The 26693-nt window shown below is 44.7% G+C and carries 28 protein-coding genes; 11 read left to right on the top strand and 17 right to left on the bottom strand.

The annotated features are described in order from the left end of the window. The first annotated feature begins 60 nt into the window (after positions 1-60). Together RHD99_RS11120 and RHD99_RS11115 are read left to right on the top strand one after the other, a co-directional pair. Entirely contained in the window at positions 61-840 is a 780-nt protein-coding gene (locus tag RHD99_RS11120) for a hypothetical protein (RefSeq protein WP_309878821.1), read from the top strand. 75 nt (positions 841-915) lie between these two features. After that, complete coding sequence (locus tag RHD99_RS11115; RefSeq protein WP_309879141.1) at positions 916-1578, top strand: SOS response-associated peptidase family protein; 663 nt, start codon at positions 916-918, stop codon at positions 1576-1578. Between the two features lie 105 nt (positions 1579-1683). Here RHD99_RS11115 and RHD99_RS11110 read toward each other — a convergent pair whose 3' ends face one another. Then, positions 1684-5535, bottom strand: a complete 3852-nt coding sequence (locus tag RHD99_RS11110) for a hypothetical protein (protein WP_309878819.1) — start codon at positions 5533-5535, stop codon at positions 1684-1686. Between the two features lie 341 nt (positions 5536-5876). Here RHD99_RS11110 and RHD99_RS11105 point away from each other — a divergent pair, with 341 nt between their 5' ends. From RHD99_RS11105 to RHD99_RS11095, 3 genes are all read left to right on the top strand, one after another. Beyond that, on the top strand, positions 5877-6848 hold the full coding sequence (locus tag RHD99_RS11105; RefSeq protein WP_309878817.1) for an HNH endonuclease: 972 nt from the start codon (positions 5877-5879) through the stop codon (positions 6846-6848). Positions 6849-6864: 16 nt separating this feature from the next. Further along, the gene (locus RHD99_RS11100) at positions 6865-7767 is read left to right on the top strand and encodes a hypothetical protein (protein ID WP_309878815.1); all 903 of its coding nucleotides are present in this window, start codon (positions 6865-6867) and stop codon (positions 7765-7767) included. A 201-nt stretch (positions 7768-7968) separates the two neighbouring features. Then, entirely contained in the window at positions 7969-8298 is a 330-nt protein-coding gene (locus RHD99_RS11095; protein ID WP_309879139.1) for a hypothetical protein, read from the top strand. A 171-nt stretch (positions 8299-8469) separates the two neighbouring features. Here RHD99_RS11095 and RHD99_RS11090 read toward each other — a convergent pair whose 3' ends face one another. From RHD99_RS11090 to RHD99_RS11080, 3 genes are all read right to left on the bottom strand, one after another. Continuing rightward, a complete protein-coding gene (locus RHD99_RS11090) occupies positions 8470-9234 on the bottom strand; it encodes a hypothetical protein (protein WP_309878813.1) in 765 nt (254 codons plus the stop codon). Between the two features lie 336 nt (positions 9235-9570). Then, positions 9571-10839, bottom strand: coding sequence for a Y-family DNA polymerase (locus RHD99_RS11085; protein WP_309878811.1), 1269 nt, complete (start codon positions 10837-10839; stop codon positions 9571-9573). Between the two features lie 2 nt (positions 10840-10841). After that, a complete protein-coding gene (locus tag RHD99_RS11080) occupies positions 10842-11261 on the bottom strand; it encodes a translesion error-prone DNA polymerase V autoproteolytic subunit (RefSeq protein ID WP_309878810.1) in 420 nt (139 codons plus the stop codon). Positions 11262-11869: 608 nt separating this feature from the next. Here RHD99_RS11080 and RHD99_RS11075 point away from each other — a divergent pair. Continuing rightward, positions 11870-12151, top strand: a complete 282-nt coding sequence (locus RHD99_RS11075; protein WP_309878808.1) for a hypothetical protein — start codon at positions 11870-11872, stop codon at positions 12149-12151. Positions 12152-12451: 300 nt separating this feature from the next. Here the strand turns inward: RHD99_RS11075 and RHD99_RS11070 are convergent, their stop codons facing one another. The 3 genes from RHD99_RS11070 to RHD99_RS11060 form a co-directional block, all read right to left on the bottom strand. Beyond that, positions 12452-13339 carry a hypothetical protein gene (locus RHD99_RS11070; RefSeq protein ID WP_309878807.1) on the bottom strand — a complete coding sequence of 296 codons (888 nt, stop codon included), beginning with the start codon at positions 13337-13339 and terminating at the stop codon, positions 12452-12454. 626 nt (positions 13340-13965) lie between these two features. Continuing rightward, the gene (locus RHD99_RS11065; RefSeq protein ID WP_309878805.1) at positions 13966-15732 is read right to left on the bottom strand and encodes a PLxRFG domain-containing protein; all 1767 of its coding nucleotides are present in this window, start codon (positions 15730-15732) and stop codon (positions 13966-13968) included. A gap of 457 nt (positions 15733-16189) precedes the next feature. Beyond that, positions 16190-17887 (bottom strand): hypothetical protein, encoded by a 1698-nt coding sequence (locus tag RHD99_RS11060; RefSeq protein WP_309878803.1) that lies wholly within the window; start codon positions 17885-17887, stop codon positions 16190-16192. 396 nt (positions 17888-18283) lie between these two features. Here RHD99_RS11060 and tssD point away from each other — a divergent pair, with 396 nt between their 5' ends. Genes tssD through RHD99_RS11045 form a run of 3 tightly spaced genes read left to right on the top strand, consistent with a single transcriptional unit; the run spans position 18284 to position 19954 of the window. Continuing rightward, positions 18284-19453 carry a type VI secretion system tube protein TssD gene (gene tssD, locus RHD99_RS11055; protein WP_309878801.1) on the top strand — a complete coding sequence of 390 codons (1170 nt, stop codon included), beginning with the start codon at positions 18284-18286 and terminating at the stop codon, positions 19451-19453. Next, positions 19450-19740 carry a DUF6966 domain-containing protein gene (locus RHD99_RS11050; RefSeq protein WP_309878800.1) on the top strand — a complete coding sequence of 97 codons (291 nt, stop codon included), beginning with the start codon at positions 19450-19452 and terminating at the stop codon, positions 19738-19740. The genes tssD and RHD99_RS11050 overlap by 4 nt, the downstream gene beginning before the upstream one ends. 10 nt (positions 19741-19750) lie before the next feature. Then, entirely contained in the window at positions 19751-19954 is a 204-nt protein-coding gene (locus RHD99_RS11045; RefSeq protein WP_309878799.1) for a DUF4926 domain-containing protein, read from the top strand. Between the two features lie 142 nt (positions 19955-20096). Here RHD99_RS11045 and RHD99_RS11040 read toward each other — a convergent pair whose 3' ends face one another. The 9 genes from RHD99_RS11040 to RHD99_RS11000 form a co-directional block, all read right to left on the bottom strand. After that, the gene (locus RHD99_RS11040) at positions 20097-20249 is read right to left on the bottom strand and encodes a Hok/Gef family protein (RefSeq protein WP_309878798.1); all 153 of its coding nucleotides are present in this window, start codon (positions 20247-20249) and stop codon (positions 20097-20099) included. A gap of 408 nt (positions 20250-20657) precedes the next feature. Beyond that, a complete protein-coding gene (locus tag RHD99_RS11035; protein ID WP_309878797.1) occupies positions 20658-21371 on the bottom strand; it encodes a hypothetical protein in 714 nt (237 codons plus the stop codon). Positions 21372-21537: 166 nt separating this feature from the next. Then, positions 21538-21954 (bottom strand): DUF2513 domain-containing protein, encoded by a 417-nt coding sequence (locus RHD99_RS11030; RefSeq protein WP_309878796.1) that lies wholly within the window; start codon positions 21952-21954, stop codon positions 21538-21540. Positions 21955-22671: 717 nt separating this feature from the next. Continuing rightward, positions 22672-22932, bottom strand: coding sequence for a hypothetical protein (locus RHD99_RS11025; RefSeq protein ID WP_309878794.1), 261 nt, complete (start codon positions 22930-22932; stop codon positions 22672-22674). A gap of 61 nt (positions 22933-22993) precedes the next feature. Further along, entirely contained in the window at positions 22994-23575 is a 582-nt protein-coding gene (locus RHD99_RS11020; RefSeq protein ID WP_309878792.1) for a conserved phage C-terminal domain-containing protein, read from the bottom strand. Then, entirely contained in the window at positions 23545-23988 is a 444-nt protein-coding gene (locus RHD99_RS11015) for a hypothetical protein (RefSeq protein ID WP_309878791.1), read from the bottom strand. The genes RHD99_RS11020 and RHD99_RS11015 overlap by 31 nt, the downstream gene beginning before the upstream one ends. Next, positions 23988-24236: a DUF4222 domain-containing protein gene (locus RHD99_RS11010; protein ID WP_309878789.1), complete on the bottom strand. Its 249-nt coding sequence runs from the start codon at positions 24234-24236 to the stop codon at positions 23988-23990. The genes RHD99_RS11015 and RHD99_RS11010 overlap by 1 nt, the downstream gene beginning before the upstream one ends. Positions 24237-24275: 39 nt before the next feature. Further along, complete coding sequence (locus RHD99_RS11005; protein ID WP_309878788.1) at positions 24276-24695, bottom strand: toxin YdaT family protein; 420 nt, start codon at positions 24693-24695, stop codon at positions 24276-24278. Continuing rightward, positions 24695-24946, bottom strand: coding sequence for a transcriptional regulator (locus RHD99_RS11000; RefSeq protein ID WP_309878787.1), 252 nt, complete (start codon positions 24944-24946; stop codon positions 24695-24697). Before RHD99_RS11000 ends, RHD99_RS11005 begins: the two co-directional genes overlap by 1 nt. 105 nt (positions 24947-25051) lie before the next feature. On the opposite strand from RHD99_RS11000, the gene RHD99_RS10995 reads away from it, so the two are divergent. Next, complete coding sequence (locus RHD99_RS10995) at positions 25052-25438, top strand: helix-turn-helix domain-containing protein (protein ID WP_309878785.1); 387 nt, start codon at positions 25052-25054, stop codon at positions 25436-25438. 190 nt (positions 25439-25628) lie between these two features. Next, positions 25629-25958: a host cell division inhibitory peptide Kil gene (gene kil / locus RHD99_RS10990; protein ID WP_309878783.1), complete on the top strand. Its 330-nt coding sequence runs from the start codon at positions 25629-25631 to the stop codon at positions 25956-25958. 92 nt (positions 25959-26050) lie between these two features. Here kil and RHD99_RS10985 read toward each other — a convergent pair whose 3' ends face one another. Then, entirely contained in the window at positions 26051-26314 is a 264-nt protein-coding gene (locus tag RHD99_RS10985; protein ID WP_309878782.1) for a hypothetical protein, read from the bottom strand. Positions 26315-26693 lie beyond the last annotated feature (379 nt).

The raw sequence follows: 26693 nt of genomic DNA, 5'->3' as shown, positions 1-26693 counted from the left end.
ATTACGACGTAAAAATTGAGACATAAATTGATTTCATTAAAACGTATTTTGACCATGGATATGGCAAAAAATATCTACCTTTGTCTGACAGGGGCTGGAGTAGTTGTTTTTATGTTCTATTGTATGCGGATTGATTTCTTCCCTACCGGATTAACCCTGACAGACGTAATTTTTTTCCTGATGGTCATAACTTCATTTTCGCTGTTTTTGTTTTTTTTTCTGGTGTGTTGGTATTCCATGTCCGTTGTCGTGTCCTATCTCTTTATAAATTCTACGTTACTGATTTTCAGGAAAAAAAATAAAAAACCTGGAGATTTGTTATACAAACTGAAAGGAACAAGCAGAATGGCAAGGCTGTTGAAAATTTATGACCCCGTGCCAGGACATTTTTTAATCTCACTTATTAGTATGCTTGTCGTTTATTCAGCAGTTAAGGCTGGGAAAATTGAAGTTCAGTCAGTTTTTTTATCCGTATTTGCTACTGCACTTTTTTTTACTTTAATTCCATATGTTTATTTTGAGAAGAAAGTCAAGAAAGATGATAAAAAAAAGCACACGTTATCAATTATAGCTTTCTTACTATTTTCCTTTTTTTCTCTATCCGGTATTCCCCCGCTGCTCAGCGATGCAGGAATGAGTTTCATTGGCGTTCGAAAATCCAACGTAACTGTTATTCTGCAAGGGAATGACCTTGAAATGGCCAGACTTTTAACTGGGAATCCGAATCAGACTTACTTTAAATGCGACGCACTTTTTACCGGCGTAGGTACTTCTTCTTTGCTAGTCATCAACAACAAACGGATGATCGCAAGTAATGAACATTTATCACTCTCATTCTGAGTAGGTAATAAGGTGGATTGCCCCATACTATAAGTTAGATGACTGGAGCTAGCTATGTGCTGACGCTTTACTCAAATTCAGTCTCGTGACGACTATATCGAGTTTCTTTTAGAAGAAGCTGAAAGTGAAATCCCTTACGATCCCGAGCCTATCGGGAGGTACAACGTCTCGCCCGGCACCAAAGTTCTCCTGCTAAATAACCGTGAAGGTACCCTTCACCTCGATCCCGTTATCTGGTCATACGCTCCTAGTTGGTGGGACAAAGCACCTCTGATAAATGCCAGGGTAGAAACGGCGTCCACCAGCAGGATGTTTAAGCCGCTGTGGAATCATGGTCGGGCAATTGTGTTTGCTGATGGTTGGTATGAGTGGGTGCGAGCGGGTGACAAAAAACAGCCGTATTACATCTACAGGAAAGACAGAAAGCCACTTTTCTTTGCAGCTATTGGTAAGCAGCCGTTTGATGTGGGAGATGAGGCAGCGGGATTTTTAATTGTGACCGCAGCTGCAGATAAGGGACTGATCGATATTCACGACCGCAGGCCTTTAGTGTTTACATCCAGAGCAGCACTTGAATGGATGAATCCGGAAACGACTGGGGCACAGGCCAGTGAACTGGTCCATGATGCTGCGGTGTCGGCAGATGAATTTACCTGGCATCCTGTTTCTCTAGCGGTTGGGAATGTGAAGAACCAAAGCCCGGAACTCATCAAAAAAACCGACAAAGCAAGTTTGTAGCGAGCCTCATGCCTAAGCTACAGCTTGACCGCAAGAGAGTTGTGAAACAGGAATTAAGCCTGACAGGCTGCTAGAGGTGCGTAAAGCGGAAATATGGATTGTTTTTCATTCATACCTTTGCTCCCGTTCCTCATCTTCCCTCTGCTCACGTTCTTTTTCGAGTTCAACACAATAAATCAGTTTCTCATACACAGCTCTGGCTACCTCAGCAATATCTGCTCGCTTGTGTTTGACCAACTTGCCTATGGCGTTCGCTCTTAATTGCATTACGTTTGCTTGACTACCGGACCATGAGGAAGGTGTGACTCGTTCTGCGAAAGATTCAAGCACAGCTCGTGGCTCGGGTGAAACCTCTAGGAACATTAAAGCTTCGTCTAGCAAGGTAATAACATCCTGCCCGCTATCCTCAGACCAAAGACATATTCCTGTAGCGACTGAAGCCCATACGCGAGGATCAGTTCTGGCCCGACACCACGCAATCAAAACGCCTATGTCGATTTTGACAAGAGGAGACTCACTCAAACCATCATAACGAATAAAATTCAAACGTCGCCTTTGTTGTTCTGCCGTACCCTCAAAAATGCGATTGAGGAATTCTTCTGGCATCAATGCTGCTGTTATTCCGATAGAGTTTTCGAACGAATAAATGTTTCCATAATGCTTATCCACAATAGAAAAGATTGTATTCAACCACTCCAGCTTTTCAGTCTCGTGACCATCGAAACGCAATACGCAACTGACAACTCGTGCCATGTTATAATCAGTTCCATTGCCGGAGTCGTTGTCATCTCTTTGGAACTTTAGAATAGCAGCTCTTAGGCCGACCAATCTCAGATCGTGGCCCAGAGTATCAACAGCTTCCTCTTTGTCCGGTAGTCTCATACTTAGAGCCTCCAAAACAACGTCTTCACCATTCGGTTTACTCAAGAGCCCCTGTGCAAGTGCGAGAACTCGTTTTTCTGGCAAATTGGTATATTGCTGCCTCCACAGGATTGCTCCATACATAATCGGCCGAATTTCAGGCGCATTTAGAATCGCCATACAGCGATCCAAGTCGATTTCAGTGAATGCTCTCCTGGGGTGCAAGTTGACTAATACGCGTCGAAGTTCAGAATGCTGCGCACACTGTTCAAGCAGCTCCTGCGCTAATTCTGAATCAATAGAATCAGACTCTTCAATGTAACCGCAAATGACCGAAAAATCTTTGAGTGAAGTAGGTTGCAGATCCAATTGAACGATGAGTTGCGTCCAATTAACTCGCAGGTCGTGTGCTCCTTTCGCTAAGCCCCGACCAAATGCAGTGCGATATGGCATCCCATCACTTAAGAATAGGTTCGGGCCCAACTCATCAAGTTTATAGCTGGATGCCGCAAAGTCCTGACCCAGCAGGAATGCTTTATCTTGAAGATGCTCTCTAATTTTACTCAATTTATTAGGCTCATCATGAGCAAAATCGGAACTTAGTGCCCAATAATCACGTCCCTTACAAAGCACATAAGCCATTATTTTCGGAATCAAATCAGTAGGTTCTAATTCTCTCTCCAATACGGCGAGCATATCCGGTAATGGCTCTAAACCTTCCCTATTCACATTCTTGGTATGAAGAAAATAAATCGTTGAGCGGACAGCTTTCCAACCTTCCCCCCATGGACGGTAGGCGTGTAATGTGCGGGCCGCATCAATAAGTTTTACCCTCATGGCTTCCTGGCGCCATATCGCTTGAAACTTATTAGCTAGGATCATCCTCGCATCGTCTTCAAAATCGGGGATACCGGAGGTTCCTAATCTCACCGCAACGTCAATGAAGGCGCTGCGCCACTCAGCAAGTTCATTGTAGTTGGGACGAAATCCATAATCTCTTGGTCGAGCACCAAACTCATTTACCCCGAATCCTGTCCACCGTGGCCCGCCAAGAGCAGTTTCAAGCATTTTAACGCCTAGAGATCTACGCCCGGCGATGTCTGATGCAAGGCATTCATTCATGATCGCAACACGTTGTTCCAAAGAGGCGTGTGTTCCTGACAAATACGCCTGGTAAAACCTCGTGATCTTATTCTGAGCATAATCATTGTTTTTGCTCACGTTATCGCAATCTGCTAAACGGATTAAGAGCCTGACACTCCGTTTAAAATCATGCGATTCATATGCCAATAACTGCAAAAGATTGAGTATGCTCGTCCGCCGTGGATTGTAACCCGCCTCCATACCTTCAAAATTCGATGAAGTAAGCTCTGCATTGAGCCGATCGAGTAATGCTTCAGGGGCAACCGGGCCGATATAATTCAGCATTCGAAACGAGATGTCGTCTAACTTCGTTATCCGCCCCAACAGTCCTTCAGGCTGTAACCAAGCTTCAACGATCTCTGTAGCTACGGGATGGTCGTGTAATAGCCCTAACCTGTGTGCAAACGACATTAATAAGCGTTGTCTACCAGTGGCTTCAAAAGTCTCCCTGAGCTGGCTAATTGGAATATTATCAAGTGCAGAAGCTGCCAATTTATTCGCAATAGCTTGGGGCAGAATAGCCCTCCAATGAGCCCTTTTCTGCACAATTTGGCGGACTAACAGCTTACTGGCTGCTCGGTACAATTGGTTACTGGTTTGTCCAATGAGCGAGCCCAATACATCCAATTCATTAGGACCCGAGTCAAAGGGTGAGATCGGGAACGAATATACCAAAGACAATATTTCAGCTTGCTCTCGTAAATCACCATCAGGATGATTGCGCTGTTCAAACAGGCGGTTAAACAATTGCGTGTCAGAAAGCTGAGCCAAACTCTCCCCCTCCTCAACCCGTTCAGCAATTGCCAAGGATACCCTTGCATTCCCATCAGCAAACTCGGCAATCCGACGTACATTGTTTTGACCGATACCGTTGAAACGACGGGTCAGAAGCTGTTCGGCCAACTCTGGTCCAACAGCCTCAATATGGATGACCTCGGTCGTTTGAGGTTTGTCGTCTCTTATGTCGTACTCAATAGTGATGAGCCTGACCTCTCTGCCCGCAGCTGAGACTTTACTAGCAAGCGAAGAGTGTAATTCTGATGGGCAATTATCGAGGATCATAATGGCACGTCTGCCCTCTGCAATAAGCCTGTCCAGCATTGCCGTTGCGGAGGGTTCAGGTTCAGCGCCAGTATCGACATAAACAGCTAGCGTTCGGTCAAGGGCATCTGTTCCAATAGTTTCATCGAAGAGTGCTTGAACGATCCTAGTCTTCCCAACTCCGGAGAGTCCTGTAATGCGAACGGCCTTATGAGTAGCACTAATAAGTGCTCGCATTGGGCCGATTGCATCATCTATATTGAGTTTTTGTCCCTTTCCTGGTGGCAAAGAAATCGTAACACCAGGGGCTGAAATCAATGTATCCACAACACCTTGTGGTGGGTTGCTCCATGCGCCGTATGGTTGCCAACCGGAAGAGCCTAGACCGAGTTTAGCTTTTACCCAGAGCATAACCGACGGGTGCTGGCGTAACCATTGAATGAGTTTGGAGCGGTCGTAGAAATCAAGATGAATATTGCTTTTATTGGGATCATCTTTCACAGCATCCCGCATTGCTTTGAGACGCTCCGCTTTTCCTAGCGGAGAACAATCATCACCTAAGCTGACAATGATGTAACTGCCTTGCCTTGTAGCTTGCTCTGAAATCGTCGATGACAGTTCTTTACCGGTACCCATTTCCTTCTCGATAGCAGCCTTTGCCATCTTATGTTTCTTCGCCTGTAGGATCGTGTCAGGTCTTTCGATAAACCCAGTACTCAGTTGATCGACTGGAACCTGAACATGAATATCAATTCCTCCATCGGGAGCAGTGATTGAGCCAGACCAATTTACACACGCAGGGCTATGGCCATTGGCGGCTACCTCGGCTTCAGCGAGGCGAGCAATCAACTCCTCTAGATGAGTATCAGAGAGGCGTAGTAATTCGTCTTTTTCAATATCAAAGATTGCCACACTTGAACCTTAGTAAAAATATTACGACCATAGCCAAAAGTAGTACGTAGTCTAACCAATGTGGCAAAGAATGTCCGTTGGAACACTTCTACGAAAACCACCAACATCATTTATCTAAGATGACTAGCTTCCTAACGATGTTGTTTGTTATATCTGCTCTTGCGCAGTACAACCAGTATGCAAGAGTCGAAGGACCGATATGAGCGAGGAGCGGAAGTTGGGGCTTATCATTAATGGTCATGGATACTAAGCTACTGAAGCTGAAGCGATGAACTGCATGTTTTCATCAACTAATTATTGTTTTATGATTCAACTGCTACTTTTATGATGGAATCAGCAGGATGAATCAAAAGGCATGGTCTTTTAAAGCAGTTGGTCAGGATGATCTCCGGTACTTTGGGAATAATGGTTATCAAGACGACTCAACTAGTTTTTACAGATATGACAACTTTGTCCCAAACCATAAACAGGTAAAAAAAGGTGATATTGTCATAATAACGGATAGAAAAAATATCCTAGGGATATCAGTTATAGACAGTTTATCATCATCTTCATACATAAAAATTCGTAACCGGTGCCCACATGAAAATTGCACACCAGCAAAGTTAACTCATCGAAAATTTAAAAAGCCAGAGTGGCGCTGCAGCAATGGGCATGAATTTAATCGCCCTAATGCAGAAGACACTTCCGCGGTGGAATTTAAAGCTGAATATAAAAAAAACTACAAGCCCATTAACTCTGTGTCCATAACAGATTTAATATCAAACACTCTACGCTACAACGTTCAGAGTTCAATTCAAGAAATTAATTTCGAATGGGCAAGTAATCTGTTTGGCGATATAATTCAATTGGCTCCTACCGAAGCGGACAGTGATGATACTACTCTCGAGGCAGAAGATCAGAGAAAAGCAGTTATCCGGCAAATTAAGCAACGACGCGGGCAAAAAGCATTTCGTGACAGTTTGATAACCCAAGCGGCTCAATGTGCAGTTAGTAATTGTGCAATCGTTGATATCCTTGAAGCTGCGCATATCACGGCATACAAAAATGATACACACAACCACATAAGCAATGGGCTATTACTACGTTGTGACATGCACACTTTGTACGATCTGGATCTATTTTCTATCGAACCGGACTCGTTCCTTATTTACTTTGCTCCGCAGATCCAAGATAAAGAATACACAAGGTATCATGGGAAAAAATTGCATGTTGCGTACAAAGTTAATCGTGGAGCTCTTGTCGAACGGTGGAAAAGATTTACTGAAATGTATGGCCCTTTACACCTAATAATAAAAGCAATCCAAGTTTAACCAGACAAGGCACAGCATGGGATTATTAAAAGCAGGGCTTCGCACCGCGAATGCTATTGTCACACTCGGTGGATCGCTGGAATTAGAGCATGCGAAAGCAAGTTTCGAATCCACTCATGCTTACTATAAAATAACGCATGACGAAGTAACGCGAATAAAAAACAAAATTGATAATCGTATTAGTGAGTTGGGTGACACGCTAAAAAAAGTAAAAGCCAGACTGGAGCATATAGAACAAGTGTTAGAAACCACTTCTATCTCTCTCGACAAACAGTCCCGACCAACAATGCGAGCTTCGCAAAGTATAGAGCGATTTAATCAACAGTATTCCGGTGTACTCAGCGTGGGATTTGGTGGGATTGTAGGTGGCTCAATGGCATTGGGTGCATGGGCGCTTGTATCAGCCATTGGCACCGCGTCCACGGGTACGGCCATCGGCACGTTGTCAGGTGTAGCAGCAACCAATGCGACACTTGCCTGGTTCGGAGGTGGTGCGCTCGCTGCTGGCGGAGCGGGAATGAGCGGCGGTATGTTGGTACTGGGGGGGATCGTCGCGGCGCCGATAATCTATTTTGCAGCGAAAGGTGCCTGGAGCAAAGCTCGCGCCTTTCAGGACCAAGAAGCGCTCGTTGAACAAGAGCATGAAAAATTGCGCGCACTAAAACCAGAACTCGAGAAGCAATATAACGACGTACTAACGTACACCATTCAATTAAATAGCCATTGCCACACATGGTTGGAACAAATGGATAACGGATTAGCGATCCTTTACCCATGGGGGAAATTCAGTGTTTTTTATCGTGATTTGCTGCACATCATCGGCATTAAGTGGAAAAAAACTGAGCATCTGGCGGTCATCGAAACCATGAATCAGCAAACCGTTCAGTTTTTAAGTTTCTTCCAAAACGAGAACACGTGACCCGAACACCTATAATTAATACAGTGCGGGCTTAGCTACGTTCGCTTTTGGCACGAGGGGGCTGTTGGAAGCGTCAAAAGCAACCTGCGGTGGACAGAATTGACTGTATGCCCAATGTGGCGAAGGGATCATGTAGTAAAGTGTTATCAGTGCACAGTAGGGTTATAGGCAATTAGCAACCAGGAGTAAACATTGGCTAAGGTGACTAGAATTCAGGCCGGGCAGTACACAGTAGATGATGGGCGTTTTATTGTAAAAAATAGCTCAGGATGGCTTGTTGTTGATGTTAATGGTGCTCATGATTTTGGACCTGTTTCCACGCTAGCAGCAGCGAAACAATATGTTGAGTCTGGAACAGTTCCTTTAGGGCAACATAATTTTTCAACAGCTCATAGCCGCAGACAAAGCAAAAAAGAGTTTAATGCGTATCTGGCATCTGAAGCTAAGAATGGCAATCCAATGCCAGCCATTCTATGGGTCATTGTTCTTTGTATCATCGGTGGAGTTGTATTGGCTGTTAGAGGTTATTAGGTATGAACAGATTAACTGATCTACTCCCCACCGATTGATTCAGATATATGTTAGCAACGTCCGCTTCTGGCACGAAGTGGACGTATAGGGGGGGGCGAAATATCCGCATTAAGCGATGAACGAACATAACTTTTGGGTTTGAGCTTAACTTAAAAACCAATAGAATATAACTTACTTGATGCTTGATATATTAGACTTTGCATCTAAAATCATTTTAATTAACGGTTTGAGTTGAGCGTCTTGCCTAGTTCTATCTGCTGAATCTACTAATATCTTCAAACTACACCCTTTAACCCTTTCAGGGTTTATAATTGCTACCGGCATTGGCTGCCCTATTGGACCAATAATCATTACACGGCCTTCACTATCAAGATCGTAAGAGGTCTGACCAACTTCCAAACCAATTATAGGCATGGCTGAATTTATCGTTTTACGTCGCCCCTCCGTCCCAGAACAAAATATGTGGTAATCAATAAAATCCCCACCATATAAAAACAACTCTCCAAATGTTTTACCAGATTTTACTTTTTGAGAATGAGCACCATTTAAAGTAGGTGTCGCAAAATCAAATTCACGACGAATTCCAGCGGTAGCTACAATCATCGCATTTAATATATTAGGCTCAACTGAGGCGAGTTTTCCTTGAGTGTCGCGCAACTGCTTAGTTAAAATAATAAGCTCTTGTTTGGATTCATCTAGATTTTTCTTAAGGGCTTTTTGCTCTGCAATCGATTGGGCTGATGCTTTTGTATTTTTTATCTCTTTAATTATTCCAAGGGTTAGTGTACACAACATGCAAATTAAAGCCACCCATCCACGATGGGTAATTCGCTTTATTAGCATCTCATCATTTTTTTTCCATGTTTCGCCACCAAATGCAGAAAGGGCACTTGCGGTCCCCAGAACAAGTAACATTAAGTTAATAATAAAAGACATCACTCCTCCAAAGGGGCTGGGGACCACCACTAGCTAGCTGAAGAAATAGATAAGTCAAGTCAAATGAAACTAATAATACATTGTTAGTAATATTATAGCACAGAGCAGTGCATTGAAAAAATTTATGGACTAATGGCACAATCTGTTTATGGGTACATTTATTATAACTCGTAATATTCCTAAGTTAACTGTCGGGATTTAGTAGCCCTAAACTTAAATACTTCATTTGATTAAAAATATCGTAATGATAGTAGCGTTTGCGTCTGACACAAAGTGACAGTAAGACGTCTCACTCTCTTTGGCATTTAGTAGTAGGAGGGGGACAGATTTCCCCCATTACCTAACCACCAGCAAATCAGACCACCTCGTCGTATAACGTGGAGAGAGCATTTCCCTTTTCATCTGCCATTGCTGTTGGATACCCTGCCCGGCAAAGTAAAGCGCCCCTCTTCCATTCTCATGGTTGAGGTGATCCAACACTTCCATCAGCGCCGCACTGTTTTTCCTCGGCGCGTTGTCGTCAAACAAGTTGAACTGAGCTACACCCTGGCTGAAGAAGTCACCCAACATGATCCCCGCTTTCTGATACCGATATCCGTCTTTCCAGATGACGTCCAGACAACGTATCGCTGCAGCAATAATGTCTCTTGTATCCTGAGTCGGTGTCAGCAGCTTCACAGCGGCCTGATTCCCGTAATATGGCTCATTCAGGGCAAAGGGACTCGTTTTGATGAAAGCCGAAATGTACCTGCAGTACTGATGTTCTCCACGAAGCTTCTCAGCCCCACGGAATGCATAACTACAGATGGCCTGACGCATTTGCTCGTAGTCAGTGATCCGGTCCCCGAATGAGCGTGAGCAAACAATCTCCTGCTTAGTCGGTGCAAACTCCTCGAGCTCAAGGCAGGGTTCGCCACGCAGCTCACGAACGGTTCGCTCGAGGACCACATTGAAGTGTTTGCGGATAAATCGGATATCGGTATCGGCAAGTTGCAACACGGTTTTGATACCCATAGCCTCCAGCTTTTTAGATATGCGCCGACCAATCCCCCACACTTCATCAACGGGGAAATACGCCATCAGTTTGCGCTGCTTTTCAAGATTCGAAAGGTCAACGACGCCGCCCGTTTGCCGCTGCCATTTTTTAGCAGCATGATTAGCGAGCTTTGCCAGTGTCTTAGTCTGAGCAATACCGACACCAACGGTAAGATGGGTGCGCAGCAAAAGCGTGGACCGGATTTCCCGGCCAAAATCCTCAAGGTTCCTGCAGTTCCTTACCCCAGACAGGTCACAGAAGGCTTCATCGATACTGTAAATTTCGCAACGTGGCGACATCTCCTCGAGAGTAGTCATCACCCTGTCAGACATATCAGCGTACAGCTCGTAGTTAGAGCTGAAACAGGTAACACCGTATCGCCTGAACAAGTCTTTCTGTTTGAAATACGGGTCGCCCATTTTGACACCAATCGCTTTTGCTTCTGCTGACCGCGCAATGACACAGCCATCGTTATTACTCAGGACAACCACAGGCTTCCCTTTCAAGTCAGGTCTGAAAGCTGTTTGGCAACTTGCATAAAACGAATTTACATCGACCAGAGCAAACATTATCAGCTCGTCGATTTGATGATGAATGTGACAACCCCAAAAATATCGAGTGTCTCTTCACTGCCGATCATAATCGGAGAATACGCGCTATTCATGGGATTGAGCTGGACCGTCGGGCGAAGCTGTAGACGTTTAACCGTGAACTCACCGCCAACGGACGCAACCACGATATCGTTGTGTTCCGCTGCGCGGGAGCAATCCACGACCAATAAATCTGTGTCGTTAATGCCTCCATCAATCATCGAGTCACCTGCAGCACGCACGAAATACGTTGTACTGGGATGCTTAACAATAAGGTCGTGAATGTCTAAACGCTGTTCGATGTAATCCTGAGCCGGTGATGGAAAACCACACTGAACCAGGTCACTGAATAACGGGAGGGTGGCAACAGCGCGTAGCCTGACCGGGTTGATAAATTCCATATGATAGCCTTTATATAATACTGTATTTATATACAGTATATCTATCATTGGAAACCGATCAAGTTAAGTGAAGAAGGATTCTGAGCGGTGATTTGCATAAATCACACAACGGGTGATGCATCAAAAAGGCCACCGGAGTGGCCTAAATTACTTGTTAGCGACCAGCAGGACGCGAGTCAGTTAGAATGACCGCCGCATCGAGAACCATCGGCAGCCGTGTCGCTGTCATGCTGGCAACTACCAGCGTAGGCTTGAGTGATCGAACCCAAAGACAGCATAACTAACAGTACAGTAAAGACCCTTTTCATTTTATACATTCCATGTGTAGACCACAGATTTGTGGCCCAAGGAGTGTAGCGCTGGCAGTGTGGCCATTCCCACAATAACATCCCGTTATTACTGATGACGTAAATCTGCTTTAGCTTAGATTTGATCTGACTGCTTTCTCATACATCACACGATCAAACTTTACAGTCAGTCGCCAAACTCAGCGATTCTGATGTATTTATCTACAGAACTGCCATAATACGAAAAGGAATAAGAGTAGTCATGACTATAATTTTCAGCAGTGAAGCGCTGCGGATTTTGCATTATACAGGAGCCGAACAATGTCTAACCTTGCACGTACCCGTCCAAACAACACAACGGGAGTTCATCTACTTCAGAACTACAAAAATCAGGGATATCGCATTCATTGCAACCTTACTCAGGTAAAGGCATTCACTGGTATTGAAGTGAAACCAGCGCACCTCCACTTATTCACTCAAGAGCGCAGTACGGCTTATCTTTCCAAACCCTACTCGACCATTGAAGAAGGAAAAGAAGCAGCCATTAAATTCTTCACCCTGATAACAGGCGTTCAGGTCTACTGGAACCCTAACGAGAAATAATGTAATTACAATGATATGGGAACCTAAGAAACTAACTTGTGCCCCCATTTATTCATACACTGTAGTATTTGTAACGTCCACCATATGCACGGATTGGACAAGATAACTGAGCTAAAAATCCTCTGTGAGTGAGGTGTGGACGTCATGTTATGTCTACGACTGCTTTCGTAGGTAGGATCAATATTATCCAGTAACCGCCCAAAAGTTCGATTTAATCAGCAAAGTCACCGCCTCGCTAAAATTCATATACTTGTCACGAGATCCTCACCTTCTTCTGAGATGTCTAAAAAAACATTCCAATCAATCACTTTTAGATAGCCATACTTCAATTGTTCCGGCAGCTACTTCCATACCTCTCAGACGAACGATAGTTGCATTTTTATAGCCGTTATTCTTAAGCCGCTCTGCTAGCTTCGTAGCAAGATTAATATCTTCATTATAAAAATACCTAACACTTGTCACTTCAGGTGGTTTTGCCTTATCTTCGACATTCTCAATCCCAGGAACACTTAACCCTATCGAACGTAAAGAATTTGCAAATTCCTCAATTTTTTTCTTTTGCTCTATACCAAAAACCTGAATGTAGACAAGACCATTTAAGTTTTCTCTATTCGCTGGGGGATTTAGTGAAGTGATATTACCTGTAAAGTTTAAATTTAATTCATCATATTTTAAAGAAAGAGAATCCATTCTTTCCTTCTCATCTTTCATCAGAGCACCATTAATATTCTTATTTTCCAAAGCCTTCAACTCTTTTTTAATTACCTCCAATTCATTTATATTACCTTTGACAAATGTGTTATAACCCATCCATCCGTCCCGTATATTTCCTTTGGGTGCTACCGCAGAGAAGTACTCTGAATATTGAGCACGCTTATTCCATATATATGGACCAGTAAGATTAATAATTCTTTCAGAGTATTTTTCAAAAAACTCGATCTCCTTTAACTTCTGGTCCCACTCTTTGAAACCAATACTAATTGCAGAAGTTGCCGTAGTTATGAAAACACTTACAATCATCCATTTACCAACATGAATGAGTTTATCTAACCTCTCATCATCAATAGTTTTTCTTTTCATCACCACATATAAAAAAACAATACCTGCGAAACACATCGCAACAATCACTGCGAAGATAATTAAATATATTTCAAACAATTCAAATCTAACTCCTTTTTCCTGTTCCATTTTTACCCCTAGTATTGATTATATGTATCTTAGATGATTTATAAGCAATAACTGACTGATAGTCACTAATGAAATCCAATTAGATAAAGTAAAAAAATACGAAAACATCAGTAGTAATGTTTTCATTTTTATTTTAATCCATTGTTTTAATGGTGGTTTATTATTCGTTTCGCAGGGCCAGATCACTCATTATCCAGATAAAATCGAAGCATTCATCTCATAATAGTGGACGCACGACTATCTTAAGTAATAGGTGACTCATGACAAAATCAATATCAGTCAGCAAAAGCATCGTAAACAACACAATCCCGAATTTCAAATGAAACTCTGAAGCCTGCAAAACACATTGGCGTTGCTGCGCAGAGGAAAGATTAGTGCCTGCCAAAGACTGGCTTGGGTAAAAGTGCCTTACTTAATCCAAGCACATCCCAGCCATTTCAACTGACCTGCTCCCAATTGATAAATACACACGGGTATTAGCAATGTCCGCTCTGGCAAGACCTACCTGTGAGATTAGGTTTAGCCCTGCGCTGTACAGGCGTCAGATCAAATCTGAGCTAACACATGAATCCACTACAGCAGGTTTTAATACGCCATCCCTGGCGCACAGCTTTCAATACTTACCATCATCTGTAGATGGACATCGACTGTTCATTCAGGATCCGGTCTTTCAGCTTCTCGTTGTAGTTAATCCCTCCGACATTCCGGTCACTATTTTTCTCTCGAGTACGAATTGAACGATTTAGTGTTTTGCCAGTGATTTTCTGCTCAGGATATTTGTCACTGAATTTATCGATTTCCTTATCGAGCTTATCCAGCTCAGCCTCATTACTGGCCTCATCCGCTTTGTAATACTGACTCAGCAAGTTGCTACGCGCAGCCAGAATAGCTTCCTGCTTGTTCATGTTGGCGCTGTTTTGCTTGTAGCGCTCAGACAGAGCTGCTGGAGCAAAGCCCAGCGATTGGCTAATTCCTTCCCACGGAGTCATTTCTGGCAAGATGTCATCACCCTTCATCGTTTCCGCACCATCCGTCATATAACGGTAGGCGCGCATCTGATCTTTGATGATTTTCGGCATTGCCGTCTCTATGCCACGATAGACATTACCCTTCGCGGCCATAGCCATACCCTTGAAGGCGTTAAGTGCCATTGATGGTGCAGCACCTGCCGCCTGAGATAGCCAATAATTATAGGCATCTTCACCTTCGAGTTCTTTATAGGACGAACGGAACCACAGATCCGGCATCCCGATACGTCCACTCAGATCCCACCCCAGAGCATGCCCCGGTACCCCATTTAGCGCAAGACCAGTAGCCGTTGGTCCAATGGCATCTATCATCGCTTTCTTCATTTCTTCTTCGGGATCATCCCCGTCATCCATAAAGACAGATGCAATCGCCGTAGCAATACCAAAGAACCATGTACCTCTCACTCCAGCATGGAGCATCATCATTCCGGTTATACCTGCAAATTGAGTTAGCGCCTCTTTACGCTCAGCAGGATCTTTCGGGTTAATGGATTTGTAGACATCGCGCGCCAGTCGATAGAGCATGTTGGCGCTGTAGTTTCTAAATAACAGCAAAACCTTTGCCGTATCATTTTGCATTACGCGCGGCCTGGACGTGTTCTGATAGTCAAAATGCACTTTCCACGTCAGATCGTTGGCGGTATCGATAGCCTTGTCATGACTTTCACCTTCTTGTCTCGCCAGGCGGTAAGAGGCCAGAAAGGTCACTTCGCGGTTGAAGCGCTCTGCGTGATGAAACGCAAAGCCAAGGCCTTTCATAACTTTCTGCCGTGTGGCGTTATAAGAAATACCACTTTCCGCTACACCAGCCAGGTCATGAGACTGCGTTCTGTCAATGGTGCCGGTTGCATAACCGACTTCCATCGCTTTCTTCTCGTCAGGCGTTAGTTTTTTAGACTTTTCAATCCAACCTTTCCCGCGAGTGAAGTCCGCTGTTGCCCTTATCAACTGCTTTGAAACCTTCCCACTGGAGACTGCCGGATTATTCTTATTCAGATATGCGGACATGATGGGCACACCAAGAATCACGGATTGTGACAGGTTAACCATCGCCGCCGCAGGTGTTGCTGCCAGGTGATAGATAAAGCCAGCCTGGGAAATAGCGTGCGCCACGGCACCTCCAGTGGGATTCATTATGAACTCATTGCGCTTCTGCACCTCATTCACCAGATGAGTCGCTCTGTTAGTATCTGAGCGATCTTCGGCAGCCTCCTTGCGGGCAGAGTCGATGGCCTCCCCCATATCCATGGCGTACTCAAGTTTCGAAAGTTGGTGCGAGCCGTGGAACATATGGTCCGCAAACGCCCTTATTGCATCTTTAGTAAAGCCTTCGGTGCCTTTACGGTGAATGCGATTTTTGCGCACAGACATATCAGGTTAGGTTTCAAGATAGCGCTGCCAGATTTCGTCTTTGATACGATCTCCACCGGGCAACCCACCAACAATATTTTCAATATCAGCCACAAAGTTTGTGGTCTATCTGCTTACTGACTGAGTTCGTGTCATCAAGCACGCCATGCTCTGTTGTAACATCCTTATCTCGTGCCATTTGTTCGATGAATTTGCGTTGAGCCGCGGGGGTCTCGAATCTGGAGAAGCCCTCAACGGTAACCAACGGACGCAGTGGTACCGTAGCCAATAGTTTCGGCATTGCGTGGGGCAGCGCATCAGCTGACATATCCTTGATTTTATCCCAGACGTTTTTCTTCAGGTAATCATCCAGCTGCTGATCGCTGGCGACTTTGGGGTTTGCAAGACTGTAACGGATATCAGGATTATTCGGGTCAAATGCCCCTTGATTTTCGACTGTGCCTTTTGAGAATTAAGATTGATTGTTTCGAGGGAATGTTTTTTGCGTACGCTCGCCAGAACGGATGCCTTTTGATATGGCGCTGGCGGTTTCACGTAATTCACACAGGGTAAGTGGACGTCTGGATAAGCCGATTTTACGAAGTAGCTTATTTAAGAAATTAAGAACCTTCGTGCGCCAGGTTGGATTTTTGTATGCCTCGCTCTCTTCGGCAATACGCGCAAACACTTCTTCGGCTTTAAGGGATTCAGTGGCATCACCATAACTACTGTCAATACTATCCCAGTACGGCTGCAATTCCTTAGCGTCGCGAGTTTCGCTTATTCTCTTGAGAAGATCCGCCTTATCATCCGGAGTAAACGTGTTAGGCCCGAAGTGTCCAAGGACTTCGTGTCGGAACGTTGCTCTGGCATCTCCTCTTGACCGCAGGTTTCTCGCAACCAGCGCCGCCATTCCTCGCTGTCCGGATTGTGGTTGTTCCCCAACGTTATATAAATCGGATGCGGTAACTCCAGGTATTCTGGCTCCGGTTGGGAGATAGAATCCTTTTGCGTTTCGCACGTCTTCTGAGATGTCTGATCCATATAATTCCTCCATGCTTTCCACTGCCCGAATAGTCAGTGGAATATTCCCGTTGTATAACGCTGCCATATCATCAACAACGTTTTGTAACTCCGCTAATGGGATGCCGTTCCCAGGCTTTTTCGACGGAGAAAACAGACTATAACGAACATCCGGGTTGCTATCCTTGGCTTTTTCGACCTTATCGTCAGCTGCTTGTTTATTTTTTGGCTTCAACTGCTCAAGAACATCAGCGTGTAGCTGCTTCGCATCTTTAAGTTCTTCCTGCTTAGGCCAAGGTTTAACTTGCTTTTGAAGTTTCGGAATATCAGCCTGAGCGCGTACCTTGGCGTCTTCCATCTGCTCAGCAGCACCGTCGAGGTCTTTCACTGTGTTCGTGGCGCGCATCGCCAGGCCCACAGGGTCGGCTTCACTGGTGAAATCAGTGGTATAACTACCCTCACCCACAAGCGAGAGGTGGAAGTTATTTGTGTAGTCACCCTGCTCTACATGAATGTTGAAACCGCCATAGTTACCGATCATGGCGTCATCCTTACCCGACTTCGACAACTGCATAGCGGCCTTCAGAATTGCGTCGCCAGCGTCCTTACGCTTATCGTAAGTTTCGCCATCAATTGTCATAACAAACTGCTTCGGCTGCTCGAGCTTCGCGTCGTGCTTCAACTCTTTCAGGCGGCTATCGGCGACTGCCTCAATGCGCTCAGCACTCCGGATAGCATCACGCAGGCGATATTGTTCGCGGTCATGGCCAACACGCTCGTTGTTCAGCTTGCGAATCTGCTGGCGCAGTGACATCTCTTCCAGAATAAGTGGATTGCCACTTGATGCGGCCTTCATCTCGGCAGCGTTTGCAGCTTCTCCAGCAATATCCTCAATTTCACGCACATCACTATTACCCTTACGGACCTGCTCGATGAAGTTAGCTTTACCTTCAATTGTCTGCCACATACGGCTGTCGAGGGTTTGTTTGGTGGCGTAGCGATTGATGGCAACCTGGAAGTTTTCAGGATCGGCGTCGTACAGCTTATTGCCCTGACGTATGATGCGGCCTTCACGCTGCTCAAGGTCGGATGGACGCCACGGTGCATCGAGGTGGTGAAGTGCCACAAGACGATCCTGGACGTTCATACCTGCACCCATTTTCGCCGTAGAACCGAGTAATACCCGGATACGACCGCTAAACGGCTCAATCTCCGGATCGACTGCCGAAACGGTTGTCTCGGTCCCTTTTGGACCAAGGAATTCATTTAAATGCGAGCTGCTGGAGGTTGCAGTCTTTTTGCTTTGCTCTGGTCTTTGGCTTCTTTGGTGTCGGAGCTTTCATATGTTTCCTGACCTTTGCTGCGAACTAGCATTTCCTAGCATTGGGTAGGCTGCCACTGCCCTGACTTCATCACTGCGGCATGGCGATTGGCTCAATCAGGTGTTTGTTTTGCCTAGGTGCTGTTCATCATCTGGCTGGCAGCTTCGTTCCAGTTCTCATACGTTTATTATGGATTAATGACACGGATAGGACGGAATGGAATGAGCGACATTATTTATCTGAAAATGCGCGGTGAGCGGCAAGGAGATATTTCAGCCGGTTGCGGGACTGAAGCCTCAATAGGTAATCGGTTTCAGCTGGGGCATGAGAATGAGATATTCACATTCAGCTTGTCCAGCAGTATTACGGGAACGGGTAAAGGGGTTAATTTACAGGGACTGAGTTTCACTAAGCTAATCGACAAAAGCAGTCCATTACTGACTACAGCAATTACGAATAACGAGAAGCTTGCTCTCGAATTCAACTTCTACCGAATAAGCCGGTACGGAATGTGGGAGAAGTATTACAGCATCGAACTGCGTGGGGCTTCGCTGGTTGATATCAGTGTGAATGTCTCAAATAACACTCTTGATACCGAAGTGATTACAGTCAGGTATGACTACATTCTATGCAAGCACCTGACGGCGAGCACTGAATTTAGCTACCTGGCCCTACCTGCTAATTACAACAGTCTATTCAGCCCCCACAGCCCTGCCGTACAGGCTGAAAAACCGATTCAAACCATTAATAGCAAGGCCGCCGGTCGTTTATTGGCAGCAGGTGGAATCTACAACGGGAATATTGAAGGGTTTGGTAAAACCGCCGTACAACTCGGCGGTGACACTAAAGCAGGCTATACCCAGGTAATGAATAACAAAGGCTTACTTATTGCTGGCGCGTCTGTTGCAGCTGGGCTAACGATGGGAAGAATGCGATTCCCTGAGTTAGAGGAGCTTTCCGAGCTGAAAAATCTCCACGTTCTGGGGACAGTTGAAGGCGAGTATTCGATGATGAATCCAGGGCCACTGAGTAACCGATTTGCCGAAACATTTTCTGGCGGCGCTTATAAAGAGATAACGTTATCTAAGGATACTATCTTCTATCGAGGCGGACAGGATGGCGTTAGTCTGGGACGTTTTTTTAGTTACGAGAAACCCGGCGGTATAATCCAAACGCGTATCGATAGCGCAGTTCTTCCTGCGTGGCCGAATGGAGATAAATCAATCATTGATAGCTACTTTGAAGTGAAAATACCCGCAGGAGCAAAAGTTTATGTAGGGGAGGTCGGGTATCAAACCGACATCTATTCTGGTGGGGCTGAGCAAGTGCTAATTCCAGCACCCTGGGATATTCCGGGAGTACAAATATTAGATTTTGGTGGCTTAAAATGAAAACGAACATTCAGCATTTGTTAACAAAAATCAGTTTACTCCTTTCAAATAACGATGAGGAAAGATGGGCCGCTGCATTTGAACAACTCAGCAAAAAACTAGATTTAGATTACGACACCGCTTTGAGCGATATAAAACATACATTTGGTGGGGCTGGCTCGTTCAATGACTTAGTGCTACATCATAAGGGGCAAATGTTAGTTCGTGAAAACAATGAGTTGAATGCCCTTCAAGATCAACTCTATGAGGCAGTTACAACGGAAATAATTAACCGGCGTAATCGTTAAGCTATAGACAATGATGCGATCTGAATATGACGTTGTGGTTTTAGCTGAAGATTTACCGGATGAAGGGCTAACCAAGGGAATGAGTGGCACTATTGTTATCGTATTTACCAACCCGGAACTTGCCTATTTAGTTGAATTTTGCGACGAGGAAGGAAGGACGATAGCAATGCCAGCCTTGCTACCTGATCAGTTGAATGATTATTCCCCTGATTGATTTTTAACAACACCACTTGTTGCAGGAAATGCCGATGCTTAACTGATCGGCATTGCGCAGTAGCGGGTTAGTTCGGGTGCCTGAGAACGCCTCTTTCCTCTACTCCATGAAGAGTGGCGGGGATCACTCCCCGCCGGAGCTCTTAACGTCTAACTTCGTAGGCTAAAATTGCCGCAAGCTCTGTGTTACCCCCTTTGATATGCAGTTCGCATAACGAATCGCGTACCATCCAGGTAAAAATTAAGATGGTGATACAAACCACCACCAAACTAGCAATACAGAGTTTCTGTGGCATTTTAACCTTCTCAGTTGATTAACTAACGCTAAGAGGCTAACCTTGCATGTGTCGAGCATACGAGGGGCCTCAAGTTGATTGAACGATCACTTGGGGCTTTTCTCTATCTGCCTTTTGCATAATGCTCGAGACAGATAGTCTCAAGCACCCGCTGGTATACTACTCTCATTTTTATTTATTCCAGATAAAAATACTCATCGAAATACATATGATTCTTAGCTACCTGCATGACGATGGTTCTATTTTTTAAACAGAGCGTTTATGTAAGGAGACAACCAAATCAAAATGATAACCGTAATGAATGTTAACAACACAAAATAATCAGGAAATAAATAAAGCCACAAAAAACCAAAAGCTATTATCAGCGCGGGAAATAACACTGTTTCTAGTAAAAGTGATATGAGTACATTAAACACCGTACTTCCTCTGCATAAAATCGGTTAATTCATCCAGATTCAAAAAATCTCGTGACTTCACTCTTTGAATCATTTCGTTAAGTATGGGTTCAACGAAATAGTAAAGCATTTCCAGCTTTGCATCATAAAGAATCTGGTAATACTCTGGTGAAATTGTCTTCAGATGTCTGGCAGCAAGGGCGCAGTGTTGTTGAATACCGAAGAACTGGATCGCAAATATTGACCATGACATTCTGGGCAACGCCCGCTCAGCAGCAATTTTAGACATAAATCCTGTGCGGGATAGCGCCACGGAGGCGGAAGCTGCAAAGGCGTAACGCGTCCCACCCGAGATATTCATATGAGCAGCCAGCCCCGCCATATTCCTGGTTAGCTTAAGCGCAGATCCATTTTCGCTACCCTCTTTGATATCATCACTCACTGATTTTAAGTACAAAAAAATCATATGTGCAATGACGTCATTGTATTCGAATATGGATTGTATGGCATTAAAAGACCTTACTTCCTCGTCTGATAGTTCGCGGCAAACTTCATTGTATTTTGGAAATAAACATGACGAATACCAACTTGCCCGCTCAAAACCTGAATATATATCAACCAATACACCTGGCATCGATTCCACAACAGTAATGAAACCACGTTGCGCAACTTCAGCCAGATGCCGATCACTCTGAAACTTCATCCTTAAATAATCAGACGCCTGCATAATATGTCCATATAAGTTGTAATGATGAGCAAGAAGTATACGACTACAACTTGGTCATAAATACTACAAAATTTGCTATTGAACAGAGTAAGTAAGAAAACGGCTTCCTGCAGTTGAAGCCGTTACAGTGCCGTAGCAGCGAGGTTGACTTGAAATCAGAGAAAAATTAATCAGGATCAAAACCCGTTAATTGTTTGATTTTTTGCTTAGCAAACCCTTGAGCCAGCTGTTTCGCTATATCAACAAGGCTAGACATGCTCGCTTCTTTGAAATTTTCCTTAACTGTGCTCCACACTTCTTGCTGCCTTAAATCTGCTATGAAATCATGCCCCTGCGCTGTGAGCCTTAATGGCATTACAGCATATGAGCCAGGACCACCAAGACTTTCATAGAAACCAAAGCCTGGCTGGCCATCAGTTCTTTGAATCAAATATTGATCTTCAAGCAAGCGCATGTGAAACATAAATTCAGGATCCATGTAATCGAATCCACGTTCTTTAAGTTCAGTTATATCAGTATCGGGGTTTGGAGCATCCTCGAATGCTATTAAAAGGTCTTTTAGGTACTGCTGATTAATCTTCATTTGTCATCATCCCTCTGATAAAAATCTGCATCCCAACCAGACAACTTTTGCGATACTTCGGTGTAGGCCATCAGCTATTCAATAAAGTATTGCTTAAGAAAAATTTGGTTGTACATGCGCTAAAATACCTACAACAGCCTCAACCAACACTACGTTAACCTCATCGAACTCATATTCTGATTAAGTTGCAATTCTGAAGCCTGTCATTACATATTTTGCCGCATTTAGTAGTGAAATACCTTATCATAGCTCCAACTTTACACCCTTCCTTGTGTGCAGACATGTTTAGAAAACTCCATAATTGGTGCTCAGGTATCTTTTGCTTCACCTTGGTTCTTTACCTAATAATCATCTTCAAAGTTTCCTACTTTGGTGTTTATAACCACTTCATAGTTATTACCATTTTGTTTTCAACAGGTATCATTTCTACACTCACCAAACGATGGGCGAAGAAGTGAGCTTCTTCAAACTGAACTTATGCAGTGAACGACTAGCTGTACGTTAATCGAAGTAGTCTTTCCACTTCACTACCCCACAATTCAATTGCCTGATCCTCAGTCCGTTTCCACGTAGTGCCACCTTTGTGAAAACCGACTGATACCTTCAAGCACTCGCATGGACAGCTAATGACCTTGTAGCCGATTGCACACCATGTCCCGCGAGGCCCGCGGGTTTTGATTATGGGTTTTTCACCCTTAAGGCAATTCACTGGTGTTGTCATGCCAGCACACTCGCCAGGCAATCATTGAGCAGTTTGTGTCGTGCGCTGATACCAAAATTTGAAACATCAGCGGGCTGTGGTGCAGTGACACTAGCAACCGGGTGAAAACGCATAGCGCCGGGGTATCCTGTTTTTGTGATTTGCCCCTGATTAGCCAGCGATGTGAGTGCGTAGTGAACGGTTGATCGAAGTGCACCAATGGCATCAGCAACTTCGCAGCCGCTTAATCCAGGATGACCTTCGACGTAAGCCAGCACTTGAGAACGGATTGTTGCCTCTGAAATTTTTAGCCATGATTCCCGCCCAAATTATTTAGTTTTACTCGCCTGGCTGTTCGCGGCTCGCGCAATCAACCCAAATTCGATCCCATTGCTGTTTAGCTCTGTCAGGTGGGTGGTTTTTTATCCCGGCCTGCGCAGCCGATTTTCGAACAGCAACCTCCAGAGCACTACGGATAGTTCTGGCGGTACCGCTAGTGAAACTCCGGTAGGCTCGATCCCGCTCATCTGTGTCAATCTCCACAGACTGGCTGTTCAACGGTTGCCGCCCTTCCCCGTCCCACTTGCGAGCTAGTGGCAAATACCCTTCGAAATTCTCAAAATTGAATAGCGTTTTTGGGCAGAGATACTGGGACATTTTCGAATCACCAGACCAGAGTGCTGTACGGTGATCGATAACCAGTATTAATTCGTCAGCGACGTATTCCCCCATCAGCAGCCCGTTAATAAATCCAAGCGTGGTTTTGCCATCCCGAAAATCGGCTTTGGTGGTGAGATTGAGATGTTTTAAAACTCGCAGAGCAGGATCGGGGAAATCGTCGGGCAGCTCGTCTGCCTGACAATCTCTCTGTGTACTCTCTGTGTAATCACCTAGAAGAAAGTTGGGTGCATTGCCGCCCACTTGCTGGGTGGGTTCCACCCTACTTGTTGGCGGTGTTCCCGCCATCTAGTTGGGTGTATTGCACCCAACTGGCGTGGTGTCTGGGATTGCGCCAATAAAAGTGCCTCAAGGCAATCCGCATTAATTTTGAAATGCATCGTTGCCGGGACACCGCGAAGCTGTTCCTCAAGCACACCAATTGCCACTAATCTTTTGCGGGCCGTTTCCTGCTCATCACGACTCAGCCCTGTTTCTTTGGCTATCTCATTACGTGTTTTATAGAGCCATACACCATCCATCCGGTTATGCCAGTACACTAACTGGGACAACAGAACGGCACCAACTGGCCCAACCTTCACTTTCCCAACGCGTAGCTGAGCAAATGAAGGCTGATAGGCTATAGGTCTGTCCAGGAGCCGTATTAGCGATCCCATTAATCCACAACCCCTACAAACTCTCTCAAAAATTTATCCCGGCCTAACGCACAGTTCATGTCATATCCATCACGCCTGAATTCAATCGTTTTCTGATTGGCTGCAATCACCGTAACGCGCCGCCCATAGCTGTTCTTGAGCCGATCACCGGCAGCAATCTCACGTACCCGTTGTTGTGGCGCAGTGTTGGGTAAATTTCGTTGGAGAACGGTTTTAAACCGCTGCAGTAATTCGGCTGTGTCACGCATGGTTAATCTCCGTTAGTACAGCGTTGCAGTTGCAGAAACCTAATTGCCACGCCAGTGGTTAACAACATCAACGACTGTTGCGGCTACGTAGGCATCAGTTGCATCTATCACCGCCGTTTTTGCGAGCTGTAACGCCCGATACTCCACTGAGTTGGCCAGCACGATTCTGGCGCTCAGGGGATGTGGCAAAACAGAAAGAATTGCGGGTAGCAACTGCGACACCTTGTTTTTTGCTGATTGAGAATCGCTATCCAGCCAGCGAAATATATTTTGCTGATTGATATGAATTGCACCTGATAAATCACAATCAGGTACGGAAGCATCGATTTTGTGTAATGGCAGACCTTTACAACCCATTTCAAAATACGCGTTAGTAATTTTGGTACTCACGGGTCCGCGGCGTTCCTTTGCAGCCCAAACGCGGACGGTGTCGCGAACAACAGAGTGCTTGATTTCCATTAATCAGATTCCTTCTGGGTGTTAGCGGTATTTTGATCAGGTATTCCGCTAGCTGGGGTTGGGTGAAGATCAGGACGTAACTCGTGTGGGGTTACGCCGGTTGCGCGAAAAATTGGTAGTACCCATTCAGCCGGCACAACGCCGCCGTAACGGACCACCCACCGATTTACTGTTTGTGGCCATGTGCCAATGAGTTTTGCTAATTGGCGTTGGTTACGCGCAGCCTTGATAGCTGCATTTAATCCACTCATGAATAACCCTTAGGTTGATAACATGAACAAATATAAGCATAACGCTTACATTAAATCAATATCATGCTTATTTATTGATGTAAGCAAGTTGCTTATAATTTGCTTATGAAAAAAACAGAGCAGCAGCAAGAGCCACTAATCACAAAACGGCTCAATGAACTCATAGAAAAGAAACGCGTATCGAAAGCCGAGCTCGCAAGAGTTGCGGGGGTTAGCCCTCAATCGGTAAACGGATGGTTTAAGCGCGGGAGCATCAGCAAGGAAGCGGCAGCTAAGTTGTCGAATGAGTACGATGTTTCTCTCCCATGGCTTTTGGGTGAGAGCGAACAAGCTGGAGAACTGAGAGCGGAAGAAAAGAGACTGCTTGAGGTGTTTAATAAACTCCCGCCAATAGAGCGGAACAACATGCTCGCTGCGTTCGAAATGCGATTACAAGAATTAATCACGTTTTACACTAAATACGCAGCACCCCCAGCCGACGAAAATAAATGACATAACGAAACCGCCAACCTGGCGGTTTTTTTATGCAAAAAATTCATCAACATAAGCATTCAACTTAAAAATAATGACAGTTTTGTGTTGATGTTTATAAACACAATGCTTATAGTCATTTAATCGAAGCACAACCGTGCGACGGGTAAACGTTCAGCGGCTCGGCTCAAGAGCATGGGAAATAGTCAGGATGGTTAACATCAATCAGTTCATGGCGGGAAAAAACAAAGCAGTAATCGCCCAGTTCTTGGGTGATAGAAATATGCTCGGAGAGGCCCTACATCAGGGAAATGAGAGCATGAATTTGCAGCCAGGTAATTTCATATGTGGCTCAGTTGATTTTGCCTACAAAATGATTCTGGATAACGTTTTAACTAATTTCGAATCCTACGGTGATTTGACAATTGTTGATGGCGACACACACCTGGTTGAATCTAAGATAAATTTAGACATCGAATCAGATGCATTTTCACCACACGCCAAATGGTGTCTAAATTTATTAACCGGCCTGAAATCATAGGACGTGTACCGAACGGCAATCCATTGTAGTCGTAAGTGAAATGCCAATGAAGTCAGTTTTAGCTTTGGATATTGAAATGGCGATTTCACAAATTAAAGGTCTTTTTCGTGAATCACTACAACGGCCTGAAGAGCATCTTTAAATGCAAACTGATTTGAAACTTGCTTCAATACCTTTTGTTCAACTTTCAGTCTTAATTCGGCACTATCGGGAAGGTGTATTTTATTTTCAATAAATTCCGTCAGACAAAACCTACCGTGCAGTTCACATTGGTAAGCATATAAATTTTCATTGTGACTTTTGATTTTCTTTAATTTGGAGGGTAGCCCGCAAAGAGGGCATGGGTTGAAAGCCATCAAAATATTCCTTGTTGTGTGAGAACACAGAGAATACCACTGATGCCCAAAGTGGAAAAATAAGTGAGCCAAATAAATGAACATCAAACATCCAAGTGGCGAATAGTATGACTTCCACCGCCCTATTATTTTATTTATCTATATCAGCTTGCTCGGCAGCCACTGCCGAATGCACTGAAGGCATGAAGGAAATATATGTATCTCTACAGGAGTGTGAACGAGTTATTTTTGAAGAACAAATTCTCAGCGCGGAATGCAAACCCGTTAATGGCATAGCTCACCAAAATTAAAAAATAACGAGCAGCTTTAATTAATGCCCTAACCGGCAGAGATTTTCACATCCGAAAAAGGAGGAATTCATGCCCTGTAATTGCAGTAA

Origin of the sequence: Buttiauxella selenatireducens (genome assembly GCF_031432975.1) — a bacterium.
Taxonomy (GTDB): domain Bacteria; phylum Pseudomonadota; class Gammaproteobacteria; order Enterobacterales; family Enterobacteriaceae; genus Buttiauxella; species Buttiauxella selenatireducens.
This window is presented reverse-complemented; position numbering and strand designations above follow the sequence as displayed.

What these genes read in the sequence shown, in the direction of transcription:
- RHD99_RS11045 (WP_309878799.1), top strand. Translation starts at nt 19,751, where the DNA reads ATGATGCGATCTGAATATGACGTTGTGGTTTTAGCTGAAGATTTACCG.
- kil (WP_309878783.1), top strand. Translation starts at nt 25,629, where the DNA reads ATGGTTAACATCAATCAGTTCATGGCGGGAAAAAACAAAGCAGTAATC.
- RHD99_RS11080 (WP_309878810.1), bottom strand. Translation starts at nt 11,261, where the DNA reads ATGGAATTTATCAACCCGGTCAGGCTACGCGCTGTTGCCACCCTCCCG.
- RHD99_RS11085 (WP_309878811.1), bottom strand. Translation starts at nt 10,839, where the DNA reads ATGTTTGCTCTGGTCGATGTAAATTCGTTTTATGCAAGTTGCCAAACA.
- RHD99_RS11035 (WP_309878797.1), bottom strand. Translation starts at nt 21,371, where the DNA reads ATGCAGGCGTCTGATTATTTAAGGATGAAGTTTCAGAGTGATCGGCAT.
- RHD99_RS11015 (WP_309878791.1), bottom strand. Translation starts at nt 23,988, where the DNA reads ATGGGATCGCTAATACGGCTCCTGGACAGACCTATAGCCTATCAGCCT.
- RHD99_RS11090 (WP_309878813.1), bottom strand. Translation starts at nt 9,234, where the DNA reads ATGTCTTTTATTATTAACTTAATGTTACTTGTTCTGGGGACCGCAAGT.
- RHD99_RS10985 (WP_309878782.1), bottom strand. Translation starts at nt 26,314, where the DNA reads ATGGCTTTCAACCCATGCCCTCTTTGCGGGCTACCCTCCAAATTAAAG.
- RHD99_RS11000 (WP_309878787.1), bottom strand. Translation starts at nt 24,946, where the DNA reads ATGAGTGGATTAAATGCAGCTATCAAGGCTGCGCGTAACCAACGCCAA.
- RHD99_RS11005 (WP_309878788.1), bottom strand. Translation starts at nt 24,695, where the DNA reads ATGGAAATCAAGCACTCTGTTGTTCGCGACACCGTCCGCGTTTGGGCT.
- RHD99_RS11060 (WP_309878803.1), bottom strand. Translation starts at nt 17,887, where the DNA reads ATGAACGTCCAGGATCGTCTTGTGGCACTTCACCACCTCGATGCACCG.
- RHD99_RS11100 (WP_309878815.1), top strand. Translation starts at nt 6,865, where the DNA reads ATGGGATTATTAAAAGCAGGGCTTCGCACCGCGAATGCTATTGTCACA.
- RHD99_RS11050 (WP_309878800.1), top strand. Translation starts at nt 19,450, where the DNA reads ATGAAAACGAACATTCAGCATTTGTTAACAAAAATCAGTTTACTCCTT.
- RHD99_RS11040 (WP_309878798.1), bottom strand. Translation starts at nt 20,249, where the DNA reads ATGCCACAGAAACTCTGTATTGCTAGTTTGGTGGTGGTTTGTATCACC.
- RHD99_RS11030 (WP_309878796.1), bottom strand. Translation starts at nt 21,954, where the DNA reads ATGAAGATTAATCAGCAGTACCTAAAAGACCTTTTAATAGCATTCGAG.
- RHD99_RS11075 (WP_309878808.1), top strand. Translation starts at nt 11,870, where the DNA reads ATGTCTAACCTTGCACGTACCCGTCCAAACAACACAACGGGAGTTCAT.
- RHD99_RS11105 (WP_309878817.1), top strand. Translation starts at nt 5,877, where the DNA reads ATGAATCAAAAGGCATGGTCTTTTAAAGCAGTTGGTCAGGATGATCTC.
- RHD99_RS11010 (WP_309878789.1), bottom strand. Translation starts at nt 24,236, where the DNA reads ATGCGTGACACAGCCGAATTACTGCAGCGGTTTAAAACCGTTCTCCAA.
- RHD99_RS11070 (WP_309878807.1), bottom strand. Translation starts at nt 13,339, where the DNA reads ATGGAACAGGAAAAAGGAGTTAGATTTGAATTGTTTGAAATATATTTA.
- RHD99_RS11120 (WP_309878821.1), top strand. Translation starts at nt 61, where the DNA reads ATGGCAAAAAATATCTACCTTTGTCTGACAGGGGCTGGAGTAGTTGTT.
- RHD99_RS10995 (WP_309878785.1), top strand. Translation starts at nt 25,052, where the DNA reads ATGAAAAAAACAGAGCAGCAGCAAGAGCCACTAATCACAAAACGGCTC.
- tssD (WP_309878801.1), top strand. Translation starts at nt 18,284, where the DNA reads ATGAGCGACATTATTTATCTGAAAATGCGCGGTGAGCGGCAAGGAGAT.